Origin of the sequence: Bacillus sp. RC252 (genome assembly GCF_044909215.1) — a bacterium.
GTDB classification, from domain to species: Bacteria; Bacillota; Bacilli; order Bacillales; family Bacillaceae_G; genus Bacillus_A; species Bacillus_A mycoides.
Window position 1 is genome coordinate 19,733 of sequence record NZ_JBIYDV010000022.1, and the last position, 15,757, is coordinate 35,489.

The window sequence follows — 15,757 nt, forward strand, 5'->3', positions numbered from 1 at the left end:
TATTTCTTGGATATCTTGGTATAACTTTATTTATCTTAAAATTTCCACAATCATGTTTTTATCTGGAAAATAGTTTACAATGTTATCAAGTTACAAATGATATTCACCTTAAAAAGTGTGCATTTGTGTCTATTTTTTAACAATATGACAAAAACTATTGCCTTCTATAAATTAATAGGTTTATATTGTTTTATTGGCATAGTTTCAATCCAAGGAGAAAGGAGATTTTCAATCGTGCAACTAAAGAAAACGTTTTGGAAGTTGGCTTCGCTTCTTCCGTTATCATTACTTCTGTTCCTCGGTGGCTGTGATAAAAAACTCGCAGTATTAAATCCGCAAGGACCTGTTGCAAAAGCACAGTATGATTTAATTGTTTGGTCATTCTTGCTTATGTCATTAATTATCGCAATTGTATTCATCTTGTTTACAGTCATCTTGATTCGTTATCGTGAAAAACCAGAGAATATGGACTATGAGCCACCTGATCAACATGGTAACACATTATTAGAAATCATTTGGACGATTATTCCTGTTATTATCGTTATCGCATTATCGATTCCAACAGTTAAAGCAACTTATGCTTCGGAAGAGGTTCCGCAAGAGTCCAAACATATTAAACCAGTTGAAATTTATGTTACATCTGCAAACTGGAAATGGTTATTTAGTTACCCGGAGGAAAAAATTGAAACCGTTAACTATTTAAACATCCCAGCTGGTGTACCAATTCAATTTAAGCTGACTTCTGTCGGTCCAATGAATGCTTTCTGGGTACCAGAACTTGGTGGTATGAAGTATACAATGGATGGCATGATCATGGACTTATATTTACAAGCTGACAAGCCAGGTTCTTACCTAGGTCGTAGTTCGAACTTCTCTGGTGAAGGATTCACTCACATGGAGTTCGAAGTTGAAGCAAAAACTAAAGAGAAATATGATAAGTGGGTAAAAGAAGTACAAGAAACTGCCCCTAAATTATCAGAAAAGAAATACAACGAAATTATTAAACCTGGTGTAGTGGGGCGTATGACGTTCTCTAGTCACCACTTAAGTTATGTAGATCCAAAATCACTTGAATATTGTGATTACAACTACTACAAAAACAAAAAATAATAGCTATTATTCCAACAGATTGGAGTGAACACAGTGAAGCTTGATGAATTTTTTGTCACAGGTGACCCGATTATTTACGGAGCTGACGCTTCTATCGTTCTTGTGACATTAGCGATTCTTTTCGTACTAACAAAGTACAAAAAATGGAGATGGCTTTGGGATGAATGGTTGACAACTGTTGACCATAAAAAAATAGGGACCATGTATATTATCTCTGCCGTTATAATGTTATTCCGTGGTGGTATGGATGGTTTAATGATCCGTGCACAGTTAACATTCCCAGAAACAACTTATTTAAACGCTGAACACTATAACGGAATCTTTACAACACATGGTACAGTAATGATTCTTTTCATGGCAATGCCATTCGTTATGGGATTAATGAACCTTGTAGTACCATTACAAATTGGTGCTCGTGACGTTGCATATCCGTTCTTAAATGCTTTAAGTTTCTGGTTATTCTTTGTCGGAGCAATGTTATTCAACATCGCTTTCGTAATCGGTGGTTCTCCAGACGCTGGGTGGACTTCTTACTTCCCAATGGCAGGTACAGAGTTTACTTCTGGTGTAGGAAATAACTACTACGCAATTGCATTACAGATTTCAGGTCTCGGTACGTTAATGACAGGTATTAACTTCCTAGTTACTATTTTAAAAATGCGTACACCTGGCATGAAATTAATGAGAATGCCAATGTTTACTTGGTCAATCTTAATTACAACAATTATCATTATTTTCGCTTTCCCAGTATTAACAGTTGCTCTTGCATTAATGACATTTGACCGTCTATTCGATGCTCACTTCTTTACGATGGCGAGCGGCGGTATGCCGATGTTATGGGCCAACCTATTCTGGGTATGGGGTCACCCTGAAGTATATATCGTTATTTTACCGGCATTCGGTATTTTCTCTGAAATCATTAGTACATTCTCACGTAAACGTCTATTCGGTTACAGTGCGATGGTGTACTCGATGGTTGCAATTTCTTTACTAAGTTTCGTCGTATGGCTTCACCATTTCTTCACTATGGGTGCAGGTCCAGCGGTTAACTCATTCTTCTCGATTTCGACAATGGCGATTTCGATTCCAACCGGTGTTAAGATCTTTAACTGGTTGTTTACACTGTATAAAGGACGTATTCGTTTTACAGTTCCAATGCTTTGGTCATTGGCATTTATTCCAAACTTCGTAGTTGGTGGAGTTACAGGGGTTATGCTTGGAATGGCAGCAGCTGATTATCAATACCATAACAGCTACTTCCTAATTGCTCACTTCCACTACGTATTAATCGCAGGTACAGTATTCGCTATGCTTGCTGGATTCACATACTGGTATCCAAAAATGACAGGTCATATGTTAAATGAACGCCTAGGTAAATGGACATTCTGGATCTTTATGAGCGGATTTAACATCTGTTTCTTCCCAATGTACTTCTTAGGTTTAGACGGTATGACTCGTCGTATGTACACTTACTCTGAAAGTCTTGGATGGGGCTGGCTAAACCAAATCGCATCTGTTGGTGCTGTAATGATGGCTATTGGCTTCCTAATCCTTTGCTATAACGTAATTTGGAGTGCACGTCACGGTGAGCGTGACACAACTGGAGATCCATGGGACGGCCGTACACTTGAATGGGCAACTCAATCTCCTGTACAACATTACAACTTCGCGAAACTTCCTGAAATTAAAGAAGCTGATGCTTTCTGGTTCATGAAAAAACGTGGAGAAACAATTACACCAACAGCAGATGAATTAAAACCAATTCACATGCCAAGTAATTCTGGTGTGCCTATTATTGCGTCTTTATTCTTCGGTCTTGCAGGTTTTGCATTAGTATTTAGCTGGTTCTGGATTGCAGCAATCGGTGGTATTGGTATTTTAGGTTGCTTAATCTATCGTTCATTCGATTATGATGATGGCTACTACGTAAGCGTTGATGAAATTAAAGAAACAGAACATATAGCATGAGAGGTGAAATGACATGGCGGCTTTAGATAAAAGCTTACCTTTGGAATATCAATCCGAGCAAAGCAGGTTGAATATCCTAGGATTCTGGATTTTTCTTGGGGCTGAAATTATGCTGTTCGCAACACTTTTCGCCTCTTATCTAGTCCTTGCTGGTCGTACGGCAGATGGCCCAACACCAGCGCAACTGTTTGAACTTAAAACGCTTTTAATTCAAACACTACTACTTTTAACAAGTAGTTTCACATGTGGTATCGCAATTCATGAAATGCGTAAACACAATCAAAAAGGAATGTTAGCCTGGTTTATACTAACTTTACTTTTAGGTGCAGGTTTCCTATTCTTCGAGATCGAAGAGTTCATTATGTACATTGGTGAAGGTGCAACGATTCAAACAAGTGCTTTCTTATCGGCATTCTTCGTTCTTCTTGGAACGCATGGTGCCCACGTAACAGGTGGTATCATCTGGGCAACTTGTGTTATTATCCAAATTTTAAAACGAGGTTTAACACCAGTTACAGCTCGTAAAGTATTTATTATCAGCTTATACTGGCATTTCCTTGATCTTGTTTGGGTCTTTATTTACACACTAGTTTACTTGAACGGGATGGTGGCGTAAATGGGTCAAAATAACAACCAAGCAAACGGGCATGGGCATAGCGGATTCCCATGGTCACACGTTTTCGGATTTATTTTATCGCTTGCACTAACGTTTCTAGCTTTATACGTGGCACTTTATACAACCCTGCCACTTTCAACGATATTAACAACTATTATCATAATGGCTGTTGCGCAAGCTTTATTACAATTAATTATGTTCATGCATTTAAAAGAAGGAGAAGGAAGAATTCAAATTCTTACAATGATATACAGTTTCTTCGTTGCAGCTGCAACAGTTGGTCTTACTGTATGGATCTTCTTCTCAATGTAATTTGCATGAAAAGACTGCTGGGATTCCTCAGCAGTCTTTTTTTATCCCCTATTAACGAGCAGTAAGACCCCCACTGATTAAAGTTTCACTTTATCCCCTCCCCTATTACATCCACATTACGGAATTAACAACAAAATCATGAAAAATATACTTATTATGACAAATGTTAAGAAAACTCTTTCTTTATGAAATCGAAACCATATCCGTTGCTTTTCTTCCTATTATATGGCTAAATAGTTACTATATTTATTTGAAGGGAGAGAACGCAATGGAACATCATTCTTCTGTTCTATCACTTATGGTTGTCGTCGCAATCGCGTTTTTCGTTCCCCTTTTGTTACAGCGCTTTAAATTAAACGCACTTCCTGTCGTTGTTGCAGAAATTATCGCAGGAATCTTTGTAGGTAAAAGTGGATTTAACATCATTGAGCCAGACATGTGGCTTCAAGTCTTATCAACACTAGGGTTTATCTTCCTAATGTTTTTAAGTGGTTTAGAAATTGACTTTTCGATCTTTAAACAAAAAGGGAAAAAGAATACGACAAACGAACCGAACACATTCCAAGCAGCAAGCATTATCTTCTTGTTTATTTTCATTTTATCTTATGCCCTATCATTAATATTCGTATGGCTAGGATTCGTAGACAATGCAATGTTCATGACTTTAATTATTTCAACTATTTCTTTAGGTGTTGTCGTACCAACATTGAAAGAAAATAACTTAGGAAAAACCGCAATCGGGCAAATCATTTTATTAGTCGCTGTTATTGCAGACTTAGTTACAATGATTTTACTCGCTGTATTCGTCGGATTAAATTCCGAAAGTGGCCAAAGCATGTGGCTTCTACTTCTTCTATTCGGTGCTGGTATTGTAATTTACTTTGTCGCAAGACGTTTTAAAAATATTCCATACCTAGAAAGCTTAAAAGCCGGTAGTGTACAAATTGATACACGAGCTGTTTTTGCACTCATCTTAATATTAGTTGGATTATCTGAATCTGTTGGGGCAGAAAATATTTTGGGAGCCTTTTTAGCAGGTGTACTCGTATCTTTATTATCACCAAATGAAGATATGGTTGAAAAACTTGATTCCATCGGATATGGCTTCTTCATTCCTATTTTCTTCGTAATGGTTGGTGTAAATCTAGAAGTATGGTCTATTTTTAAAGAGCCTTCTAGTATGCTAATGATCCCAATTCTAATTGTGGGACTCTTTATTTCAAAACTGTTGCCATCACTCGTCTTACGAAAATGGTACCCACGCAATATCGTACTCGGAAGTGCTATTTTGTTAACATCAACACTTTCTTTAGTTATTGCGGCTGCACAAATCGGTGAAAAGCTAGGCATCATTAGCCCAAGTTTATCAGCATCTCTTATTTTAAGTGCAGTTATTACTTGTATTTTTGCACCTATATTATTTAAAAAGATGTTTCCAAAAGTGGAAACACCAAAACCAAAAGTATCTATTATTGGTGCAAGCAGAATTACCCTTCCGTTATCACTTGATTTAAAACGTGAAGATTATGACGTAACACTATATATGATACGTCAAAATAAAATAAATGATGAGGAAGCGAAATCTCATGACTTCCCTATTGTAAAATTAGATGAGATTACTATTCAATCTTTAATGGAGCAACAAGCTTTCGAAGCAGACCGTGTTGTTGTTGCGACAAGTGATGATGAACAAAACTTATTATTAGCAGAACACGCAAAAGAATTAGGTGTTGAACACGTCATCGCAAGTGTAGAAGATCCCCTTCTACAAGAAAAAGCGACTCAAGAACATATCGCTGTATTCTCGACTATTAACTCTACACGTATTTTATTACGTGCACTTATTGATAAACCGAGTCTCGTTCGCTTGATTACAACAGCAAATGAAACGGTGCGTGAGGTTGAACTACGAAGTAATAAATATAACGGCTTAGCACTTCGTCGCCTTCCGTTTCTAGGTGATGTACTTGTCATTCAAATTTACCGTGGTAATAAAGCATTAATACCACATGGTGATACGAAGTTACAGCATGGCGATACTTTACTTGTAACGGGTTCAAAAGAACATATTGATACAATGAAAAACATATTAGAATAGAAAATGCCCCTCACATAAATGAGGGGCATTTTTTCAATTTTATATGGTAAAATGTTACTATCACATATTATGGGGATGAATCACATTATGTCTATTTCAACTTTAGCTCTCTTATTATTAGCAGAAGTACTCGTCGCCATTATTCTCATCGGTATTAGCATTGAAATTTGTAGTTATGGATGGAAAAAATCGAATGGAATTAAGTACTTTTGTCTCTTAATTTCACTCCTTCTCGGAACAGCTAGCATACTAGGACTTCTCGTTGCACCCGCATATTTCTTCTTACAACTTATAGAAAAAGGCTTATAAGAAAGGGTGATATTATGATTACAGTGAAACATATTGATGCATCTGAAACATACTTATTACGCCAAAAGGTTTTGCGTCCCAATCAATCATTAGAAGATTGTAAATACGATTCAGATTACGAAACAGACGCCTTTCATTTAGGTGCATTTCTACATGATGAACTTGTTAGCATCGCCTCTTTCTCTAAAGAAATACATCCTGATTTAAAAGCTGGTAACCACTATCGTCTACGAGGAATGGCAACATTACCTAATTTCCGAAACCAGCATGCTGGCAGCTCCTTAATCCGTAAAGCTGAACAAGTCCTCCAAGAACGCGAAGCAAATATTCTATGGTGTAATGCCCGAATTACCGTAGCGGATTATTACAAACGATTAGGCTTCCATGAGCATGGTGAAATCTTCGAGATTGATCCAATAGGACTACATAAAGTAATGTATAAAGAAATATAAAAAAAGCTTTCTGCATATTGCAGAAAGCTTTTCTTATATTTCATTTTCACTTTTTATTTTTTTCATATATATGTATATAAACAAACTAGGAATTAAAAAACAAACATAATAAGTCCTGTTATACTAATTTCCTTTATCGAAATACCTGGTGTTACAATGATACAAATAGCTAACAGTCCAATAACAATCCCTACTGGAATTAATAATAGTTTCATGAAATAACTACGCGATACTCCACCTGTATGCTCATACACTTCCACCGAATTTTTTAAGTTTAAAAAGTTAATAACTATTATCCCGCCCATAAATACCATTAATAAATCCGAAACACTTTCATACCCTGCCCCTTGCAAGACGTAACGGTAAAAAACAATGCCTAGTATGACGACATTTTGTAAGATGAAAGCCAATCTAATATGTTTTAATCCCTCAATCATTAAACGTTCATCTTTCACGATTTTCACCCTATCACTCCTTTTCCTCCCAAAACAAATCATTCAATGTTTTATCTACCGCATAACAAATTTTCAAACATAAATCTAAAGACGGGTTGTATTTCCCCTTCTCAATTAAACTAATCGTTTGCCTTGTAACGCCTACTTTTTCTGCTAATTGTTGCTGTGTTAAATCTAACTGAACACGTGCGACTTTTATTTTACTTACAGCCATTCATGTTCCTCCTCTGCCTTTATTGTAACATATACATTCCATTAAGTAATTTATATTTTACGTAATTGATTTGTTTTTTTCACTTTATTATACACAAAAAAGGAGCCTCTCATAAGAAGACCCCTTTCCTATCTCTATACTATAAGAATAAATGACATCCAAATAAAATTGTAAATAAATATAGTAACGGATGTACTTCCATCCCTTTCCCCTTCACAATTTTTAATACTGGATACACTAAAAATCCAATTGCAATTCCATTTGCAATACTAGACGTTAACGGAATACCAACGAAAATTAAAAATGCTGGTAATGCATCTTCAAATTCATTCCAATTAATATCACGAATGCTTTGTGCCATTAAACTACCTACAATAATTAATGAAGGAGCTGTAATAGCAGCTACACTTGATAAAGACGCGATAACAGGGCTGAAAAATGCCGTTATAATCGTTAGACCAACAACTACAATACCTGTTAATCCAGTTTTACCACCTGCAGCAATACCAGCTGACGATTCAATCGTTGCTGCTGTTGGGCTTGTTCCGAAGATAGAACCTGTCGTTCCGCCAATCGCATCTGCAATAAACGCTTTGCCAAAACGTTTCTCTGTATTATCTGTAATTAAACCAGCTTGTTTAATTAAACCGAGTAATGCACCTGTCGTATCAAATAAAAGTACAAGTAAAAATGAAAATACAACACCATATAATCCATACTGAATTACATCTGAAAAAGCATTGATTGGATTTGAAACGATAATACCCTCTGGTAAATGAGGCATCGCTACAATTTTATCCTCAAACTTCAGTTGCCCCGTAAAGAAGGCGATAATTCCTGTCACAATCATACTAATAAATAATGCACCACTCACACGTAATACCATTAATACTGCCGCTAAAATTAAACCAATTAAAGTTAAAATAACGGCTGGAGAATGAAAATCACCAATCGTAACTAAGTTAGATGGATGATCCACGATAATTCCAGATAGACGTAATCCAATAAAAGCAATAAATAGTCCAATTCCACCTGCAATTGCATGTTTTAAACTGTCAGGAATTGCGATAATTAGCTTTTGCCTAAATGAAGTGAAAGATAATAAAAGAAAAATGATACCTGTTACAAATACTGCCGAAAACGCAATGACATACGTAATCCCCTCTGCCTGTTGAACGACAGAATAAGCAAAATATGCATTCATCCCCATAGCTGGAGCAATAACAATTGGATAATTAGCTAAAAACGCCATACATAGCGTCCCAATAACTGTCGCAATAATAGTTGCCGTAAACGCTTGATCAAATGGTACACCTGCATCAGATAATATTTTCGGATTGATGACAAGAATATACGCAAATGTAAAAAAAGTTGTGATGCCCGCTAAAAGCTCTTGCTTCACAGAAGTGTTATATTTTTGTAATTGAAACATGGCTATGTACCCTTCCTACACCTGAATTATTATCACACATTCTTTTCTTACTAGTATGTGAGAAAATATAATACTTAATCTTAACAATCAATAAAAAGAAGAGTCAATATATTCTCTAATAGTGAGAATTTTAAGTTTAAGTCTGACAAGTTCAGATGTAGTACAGTTCATTTTGATTATTTTTGTAGCATAACAGATATAAATGTTTTATAATTTGAAATAGTTAAATATTTAGGCAACTCATTCTACAAGGGGGATTCTTCTTATGCAGCACACAAACAAATCTGGAACTTTAAATCGAGGTTTAAAAGAACGACATATTACTTTAATGTCACTCGGTTCGGCTATTGGCGTTGGGCTATTTTTAGGATCTGCTTCTGCTATTAAACTAGCTGGTCCTTCCATCTTACTAGGTTATATGATCGCTGGACTCGTTATTTTTTTCATTATGCGAGCGCTCGGAGAAATGGCAATTGAACAACCGGTTGCCGGCTCTTTTAGTAAATATGCTAATGATTATATCGGCCCACTTGCTGGCTATATTACTGGTTGGAACTACTGGTTCTTATGGGTTGTTACTTGTATGGCTGAAATTACGGCGGCTGGAATTTACATGCAGTACTGGTTCCCAGATATCCCGCGCTGGACTTGGGCACTACTCGCTCTATTATTAATGAGCGCTTTCAACTTCTTATCAGTAAAAGTATTTGGAGAACTTGAGTTTTGGTTTGCTCTCATTAAAATTGTCACAATTATCTGTATGATAGTGATTGGCTTTGGTATTATTCTATTCGGATTTGGAAATGGCGGCGTTGCAACTGGTATTTCAAATCTTTGGGAACATGGGGGCTGGTTCCCAAATGGCTTCTCTGGATTATTGCTTTCCTTACAAATGGTATTATTCGCTTATCTAGGCGTTGAACTAATTGGTGTTACAGCTGGTGAAGCTCAAAACCCGAAGAAAACACTCGCAAAAGCTATCGATAACGTATTTTGGAGAATCCTAATCTTTTACGTCGGGGCATTATTCGTTATGATGGCAATTTATCCATGGAACGAACTTGGCGAGAAAGGAAGTCCATTCGTATTAACATTCCAACAAATCGGCATTGCAAAAGCAGCAGGTATTATTAACTTTGTTGTATTAACAGCTGCACTTTCTTCTTGTAACGGTGGTTTATTTAGTACAGGGCGTATGCTATTTACACTAGCACAACAAAAGAAAGCACCTGAACGATTTGGACGTTTAAATAAAAATGGCATTCCAAGTCAAGGTATTATAGCAACTGCGATTGTTTTACTCGTTGGCGTTATATTAAACTATCTTGTTCCTGCAAAAGTGTTTACATGGCTAACTAGTATTTCAACTTTCGGGGCAATTTGGACTTGGGGTATAATATTAGTCGCTCAAATTAAATTCCGTAAAGGATTACCAACTGAGAAAAAAGACAAGCTAACGTATAAAATGCCTTTACATCCATTAAGCTCTTACTTCTCACTTGGCTTCCTCGCACTTGTACTAGGTATTATGGCGTATTCAGAAGATACACGAATTGCATTAATCATTGGCCCAATTTGGCTTATCGGCTTAGCTATCGTGTATTACATGAAAGGGTTTCATAAGATCGATGAAACACCTAATTCAAAAATTAGTTAAACAAGCTATCCCTTCCTTATTAATTGGAAGGGATTTTTTATTGCCTATATAAATATTTCTCAACAAAATTCACGGTATTTTTACAATTTTTTAATATTTTTTACGTTTTCTGTCTTTATTTTTTCAGAAAAATAAATTACATTATTAAAGCACATATATTTATTATTAGGGGGATTCTTCTATGAAGAATAAAAAATGGATTACATTTTCTTTAGCAACAGCAATTACACTTAGTATGGGGAGTTCGTTCATACCGTCTACTTATGCCGAAAGCTCTGTAGACCCAGCTCCTGAAATTGCTGCAAAGGTTGTAAATCAAAACAATGGGAAGAAAGTATTATTCGATAATACGCACGGTCAAACTGCCGGGACAGCTGACTGGGTTATTGATGGCGGCTTTTCTGATTTCGGAAACGGCATTGCCCAAAACGGATATCATGTAAAAGAACTTCGTAAATCAACACCTATTACATACGACGACTTAAAAAATTACAACGTGTTTATCGTTCCAGAGGCAAATATTCCTTACAAAAAATCTGAACAAGACGCAATGTTACAATACGTGAAAAATGGCGGCAGTATTTTCTTCATTGCCGATCATTATAATGCAGATCGTAATAAAAACCGCTGGGACTCCTCAGAAGTGTTCAATGGATATAGACGCGGGGCATGGGATAATCCAGCAAAGGGAATGTCTAATGAAGAAACAACTTCACAAGCTATGCAAGGAGTAGAAAGCTCTGATTGGCTATCCGATAATTTCGGTATTCGCTTCCGTTACAATGCACTTGGTGATGTTTCAGCTAAAAATATTGTCTCACCTGTGCAATCATTCGGAATTACAACTGGCGTTTCATCTGTAGCAATGCATGCCGGCTCTACCCTTGCGATTACAAATCCAAAACTAGCGAAAGGCCTTGTATATCTTCCAGAAAATCCATCAAAATGGAATAACGCTGTTGATAGCGGCGTTTATAACGGTGGTGGCGTTGCAGAGGGGCCTTATGCTGCTATTTCGAAAGTTGGCCTTGGAAAAGCAGCCTTTATTGGTGATTCTTCTCCTGTTGAAGATGCTACGCCAAAATATGTTCGCGAAGATTCAGGTCAATCAAAGAAAACTTATGATGGTTATAAAGAAGAAAACGATGCTGTTCTATTAGAAAACATCGTGAATTGGTTAGCGAAGCAAGAAACATTTACAAGCTTAGATCAAGTGAGTGGTTTACAGCTTGATGCACCTACAGCTCTACAAACATTTGAACAACCAAGCTTATCAACAGAACCACAACCAGAACCTTGGAGCGCACCAAGTCAAGGTTACCAGTGGTTCAATACCAATACTTTCAAACCAGGTTCATACGGCTATAACGGCGCAGTGACAACGAGTGATTACGTAATTACTCACCCTAGCATTCTACCAAACAATGAAGTGTTCCAAATGAAGATTCAAGTAAATAACTTATTACCAAATACAACATACAATAATTATTCTTTAGGTATCTTCACAACTGGCGGAACACAGGTGGCAAAAGTTCAAAATACAAATGGCACTTGGCCGTCTTCTTTCGGATATAGCAGTACATTCTCTTTCATAACAAATAACCAAGGATCTGCTGAAAAAATTGTGAACGTACAACTTGATCCAAATACAACTGGACAGGCAACACTTCGTCTACGTCAAAACACAACAGCGAAATATAATGAAACTGTAACGATTAATAAAAAATAATGAAAAAGGCAATCCACATATGGATTGCCTTCTTCTCACTTCTCTTCTTTTGAGAAAAACATTCTTGAAATAACGATACCTATACTACCAACGATTAAGAATAACACCGCCCTAATCATCATCGACACCTCTGGTAAGTCGAGAAGGAATAACTTCCCTACTGTTACTACTAATACGACTAAGCCAGCATATAATATTTCGTTCATCTGTCTATAACGGCCAAACCAAACTGCAAATAACGCATATACCATCCATAATAACGATACAGATACGCTAATTATACTTCCATCTGTAGAAAGAACTTCACCGATTCTAGTAATTGTAATAAATACAATTACCATTAACGAGTAGAGCGCTATAGAGTACACATATTTACCAAAACTCGCTAACACTTCTTTCGCTTGTCTCATGCAATAATAGAACGTTCCTATCAAAATAATATGAGCGACAAATCCTGCCGAAATGAAATGATCAAACGGGCTAAAAATCGTCTGCACCATTCCAATAGCATAAATCGTTGCACTTACATACAATTTAATATTTTGCTTTACTTTAATAGCAGTAAACATACCGAGGAAACCTTGTAACAATAATACGATCGCTGCATTCACCAAACTATACTCGTATAAAATCGCTAAACTAAATGATCCCATTGCAAAGCCAAATATTAGATTTGAAAATACCGAATGTTTATTCTTCCTATATTCAAGTACAAACATAACGGCATGCACAAATGCACTTATAACTAATCCCCACGTTGTAAATTCAGGAATTTGAGAAATGGCTAAAATAAAGAAAACTGCATTCGCACTAAATATCGCCAATCGTGCTTCTTGTATAAACCTTCTCTCCGAAAACATATGCCAAAATAATAGTAAATGAATTGCACCGTATACAACTGTTAACTGTACTTGCACATTCTCTACTAATATTGACATAACAACAAAGAAGACAAATAGGACAATTGCCGCAACAACATAAGAAATCATATACAAGTACTTATAACGGTTTCTCAATGCATACCATAATAGGCTAATTGTTAATATCGTCTCATAACTAAAGAAAATATACGTATTAGGAGTCGTACTATTTAACAAGAAAGGAACAAAAAATGCTCCCACCGCCACGAAAATAGCGAGATATTCCGATCTATATCTTTTCGCTAAATAAATCCCTAAAATAACCCATACAATATTACAGATAAACGCAATACTTGCAGGAATAAACTCATATAAATAATGTGCCGCAAACGTTGTTAAAACAATACCTGTAATACTTCCTCCAGCTAATACTAATCCTAACGATTGCCGCTCTCGTTTAATTTGAATATCCCCTATATAATACAAACCGATAGATAAGGCGATACCAAACACAATTCGTATCGCTGGTGTTAATAAACCAGCATCTACCCCTGCTTTAAATAACCAAATAACGCCAAGTAGCATAATACCGACAAATATACGCGGCAACCATGTTTGGCAAAACTTAATAATATTGAATGGTTCCGGTTTAAAAACAGATATATTTACTTGTTTTTCCTCAACTTTTTGAACAGGCTCTTTGATTTTCACTACATCTTCTTGTAACTTTTCATTACTTACCGCTTCAATATATTCTTTCTTTTCCTTATTAACATTTTGTTGAACTTTATCTACTTCTATTTTTCTTTGTTTCGCTTTCAATTCATAAAGTGTCTCTTGCATCGTTTCAATTGCCGTTTCGAGTGCTTCTATTTTCTTATTCAAATCCTCCTTCATACGCTCCCCCCTCATCACTCATGTAAAAGCTATATATTACCAATTACCCTTATCATACTATTAGTCTATTCATGTTCGATACTATTTTTCCAAAAAAAGAAAGGTGTTTTCCGAAATAGGAAAACACCTCTTACTTATTTATTCTTATTTATAGCAATACTAGCAATCATACCGAGGCAGGCACCTACAAATGCCGGAACAATCCAACCTACACCTTCTGTATAAAACGGAAGAACTTTTAGTAGTGGTGTCCATTTATTCATCAGTACACTTTTGTTTAAAATATCAATCGCACTAAATAACGCTACGATTCCAATCGTGACCGAATATACGTATACATACTTTCCAATATACTTATGGAATAACCCTAAAATAATAAGCGTTAGTGCAACTGGATAAATAAATCCCAGAATCGGTACCGATACTTTTAAAATTTGCGTTAATCCTAAATTAGCTAAAACCATACTAACAAAACTTAATATAAATGCCCAAACTTTATAAGATACTTTCGGAAATACACTTGCAAAAAACTGACTACAAGACGTAACCAGCCCAATTGAAACACATAAACATGCGATAGTAAAAATAAGGCCTAATAATACTACTCCGCCTTGTCCAAATAATGTCGTCATAACTTGTGCTAACACTTTCGCACCGTTATCAAATGTATCCAATGAACCACTAATTGAACCAACATATCCAAGAATGACATAAATAATAGTTAGTAATAGTCCTGCTCCAATACCAGCAATACTCATATATTTCGCTAAACCTTTATCATCCGCTACACCTTTTGCACGCAGAGCATTTGCAATAACAATCCCAAATATTAAAGCTGCTAACGCATCCATCGTTAAATATCCATCTAAAAATCCTTGGAACATAGGAGCTTGTCCATAATTTCCTGCAGGCTCTTTCACACTGCCTACTGATGTAAACATACTTTTTATAAATATAATAGCAATCATACATAATAATAAAGGCGTTAACACCTTTCCAAACAAGCCCATTAATTTAGACGGTGATAAACTTAACCAGTAAACAATACTAAAGAAAATAGCCGTGTACAATAACAAAACTACGCTACCCGCTTCTGGGAACAACTGACCTGGCCCCATTTCAAAAGCTAAACTTCCTGCACGTGGTATACCAAGACCTGGTCCAATAAATAAGTACACAATACACGGAAAAATAATTGCAAATGAAGAATGAACCCTGCCCGCTAACGTTTGAAAACTCCCTGCTTTCGCAATAGCGATAACACCTAATATAGGAAGCCCTGTTGCTGATATAATAAAACCTAACAATGCAATCCATACATGTTCTCCTGCTTCATATCCAAGGAAAGGTGGAAATATAAGATTTCCGGCCCCAAAGAACATAGAGAATAACATAAGACTAATAAGCAAAATTTCTTTTTTCTGTAACAATTTCATTTCTTTCTCCTTCTTCAATTTCACCTTACATGAAATCAATTCCACAAATAAAAAAATGCGGTAATCCGCTTCCTTACAAAGAAAACATAGTCCATAGTCTATCACAAAAGAAACACCCATTCTATAGCTATTTCCCTTTTCAAATTTCTTCTGAAAAATCAACCTTTATTGACTTATAATAGTTAATAAGGTAAAATATTAATCATGCAATA

At 36.0% G+C, this 15,757-nt stretch carries 13 protein-coding genes and 1 pseudogene; 9 read left to right on the forward strand and 5 right to left on the reverse strand.

What is annotated here, in order from left to right:
* Positions 1-234 precede the first annotated feature (234 nt).
* The 7 genes from ABH960_RS24510 to ABH960_RS24540 all read left to right on the forward strand — a co-directional run bounded on the left by ABH960_RS24510 (position 235) and on the right by ABH960_RS24540 (position 6,865).
* The gene (locus ABH960_RS24510) at positions 235-1,110 is read left to right on the forward strand and encodes a cytochrome aa3 quinol oxidase subunit II (protein WP_002134440.1); all 876 of its coding nucleotides are present in this window, start codon (positions 235-237) and stop codon (positions 1,108-1,110) included.
* Positions 1,111-1,143: 33 nt separating this feature from the next.
* Entirely contained in the window at positions 1,144-3,078 is a 1,935-nt protein-coding gene (gene qoxB, locus ABH960_RS24515; protein ID WP_002063826.1) for a cytochrome aa3 quinol oxidase subunit I, read from the forward strand.
* A gap of 13 nt (positions 3,079-3,091) precedes the next feature.
* Entirely contained in the window at positions 3,092-3,694 is a 603-nt protein-coding gene (gene qoxC, locus ABH960_RS24520) for a cytochrome aa3 quinol oxidase subunit III (RefSeq protein ID WP_002010602.1), read from the forward strand.
* Complete coding sequence (gene qoxD, locus ABH960_RS24525; RefSeq protein WP_002063824.1) at positions 3,695-4,006, forward strand: cytochrome aa3 quinol oxidase subunit IV; 312 nt, start codon at positions 3,695-3,697, stop codon at positions 4,004-4,006.
* 268 nt (positions 4,007-4,274) lie between these two features.
* Entirely contained in the window at positions 4,275-6,104 is a 1,830-nt protein-coding gene (locus ABH960_RS24530; RefSeq protein WP_404448963.1) for a monovalent cation:proton antiporter family protein, read from the forward strand.
* 18 nt (positions 6,105-6,122) lie between these two features.
* Entirely contained in the window at positions 6,123-6,413 is a 291-nt protein-coding gene (locus tag ABH960_RS24535) for a DUF4022 family protein (RefSeq protein WP_404448965.1), read from the forward strand.
* Between the two features lie 14 nt (positions 6,414-6,427).
* Positions 6,428-6,865: a GNAT family N-acetyltransferase gene (locus tag ABH960_RS24540; protein ID WP_404448967.1), complete on the forward strand. Its 438-nt coding sequence runs from the start codon at positions 6,428-6,430 to the stop codon at positions 6,863-6,865.
* A 33-nt stretch (positions 6,866-6,898) separates the two neighbouring features.
* On the opposite strand, the pseudogene ABH960_RS24545 reads toward ABH960_RS24540, so the two are convergent.
* The 3 genes and pseudogenes from ABH960_RS24545 to ABH960_RS24555 all read right to left on the reverse strand — a co-directional run bounded on the left by ABH960_RS24545 (position 6,899) and on the right by ABH960_RS24555 (position 8,966).
* A pseudogene (locus tag ABH960_RS24545) lies at positions 6,899-7,329 on the reverse strand (hypothetical protein).
* 4 nt (positions 7,330-7,333) lie between these two features.
* Positions 7,334-7,534, reverse strand: a complete 201-nt coding sequence (locus ABH960_RS24550) for a helix-turn-helix transcriptional regulator (protein WP_000301182.1) — start codon at positions 7,532-7,534, stop codon at positions 7,334-7,336.
* Between the two features lie 139 nt (positions 7,535-7,673).
* Positions 7,674-8,966: an NCS2 family permease gene (locus ABH960_RS24555; RefSeq protein ID WP_002029772.1), complete on the reverse strand. Its 1,293-nt coding sequence runs from the start codon at positions 8,964-8,966 to the stop codon at positions 7,674-7,676.
* A gap of 265 nt (positions 8,967-9,231) precedes the next feature.
* Here ABH960_RS24555 and ABH960_RS24560 point away from each other — a divergent pair, with 265 nt between their 5' ends.
* Both ABH960_RS24560 and ABH960_RS24565 read left to right on the forward strand, forming a co-directional pair.
* On the forward strand, positions 9,232-10,623 hold the full coding sequence (locus ABH960_RS24560; RefSeq protein WP_002125290.1) for an amino acid permease: 1,392 nt from the start codon (positions 9,232-9,234) through the stop codon (positions 10,621-10,623).
* 181 nt (positions 10,624-10,804) lie between these two features.
* A complete protein-coding gene (locus ABH960_RS24565; protein WP_404448970.1) occupies positions 10,805-12,352 on the forward strand; it encodes a DNA-binding protein in 1,548 nt (515 codons plus the stop codon).
* Positions 12,353-12,387: 35 nt separating this feature from the next.
* On the opposite strand, the gene ABH960_RS24570 is transcribed toward ABH960_RS24565, so the two are convergent.
* Together ABH960_RS24570 and brnQ1 are read right to left on the reverse strand one after the other, a co-directional pair.
* A complete protein-coding gene (locus ABH960_RS24570; protein WP_404448972.1) occupies positions 12,388-14,109 on the reverse strand; it encodes a DUF2339 domain-containing protein in 1,722 nt (573 codons plus the stop codon).
* A 134-nt stretch (positions 14,110-14,243) separates the two neighbouring features.
* Positions 14,244-15,545, reverse strand: a complete 1,302-nt coding sequence (gene brnQ1, locus ABH960_RS24575) for a branched-chain amino acid transport system II carrier protein BrnQ1 (RefSeq protein ID WP_404448974.1) — start codon at positions 15,543-15,545, stop codon at positions 14,244-14,246.
* Positions 15,546-15,757: the final 212 nt, after the last annotated feature.

Coding starts and splice junctions, on each gene's coding strand:
- qoxC (WP_002010602.1), top strand. CDS start 3,092: ATGGCGGCTTTAGATAAAAGCTTACCTTTGGAATATCAATCCGAGCAA.
- qoxD (WP_002063824.1), top strand. CDS start 3,695: ATGGGTCAAAATAACAACCAAGCAAACGGGCATGGGCATAGCGGATTC.
- ABH960_RS24530 (WP_404448963.1), top strand. CDS start 4,275: ATGGAACATCATTCTTCTGTTCTATCACTTATGGTTGTCGTCGCAATC.
- ABH960_RS24535 (WP_404448965.1), top strand. CDS start 6,123: ATGAGGGGCATTTTTTCAATTTTATATGGTAAAATGTTACTATCACAT.
- ABH960_RS24540 (WP_404448967.1), top strand. CDS start 6,428: ATGATTACAGTGAAACATATTGATGCATCTGAAACATACTTATTACGC.
- ABH960_RS24550 (WP_000301182.1), bottom strand. CDS start 7,534: ATGGCTGTAAGTAAAATAAAAGTCGCACGTGTTCAGTTAGATTTAACA.
- ABH960_RS24555 (WP_002029772.1), bottom strand. CDS start 8,966: ATGTTTCAATTACAAAAATATAACACTTCTGTGAAGCAAGAGCTTTTA.
- ABH960_RS24560 (WP_002125290.1), top strand. CDS start 9,232: ATGCAGCACACAAACAAATCTGGAACTTTAAATCGAGGTTTAAAAGAA.
- ABH960_RS24565 (WP_404448970.1), top strand. CDS start 10,805: ATGAAGAATAAAAAATGGATTACATTTTCTTTAGCAACAGCAATTACA.
- ABH960_RS24570 (WP_404448972.1), bottom strand. CDS start 14,109: ATGAAGGAGGATTTGAATAAGAAAATAGAAGCACTCGAAACGGCAATT.
- brnQ1 (WP_404448974.1), bottom strand. CDS start 15,545: ATGAAATTGTTACAGAAAAAAGAAATTTTGCTTATTAGTCTTATGTTA.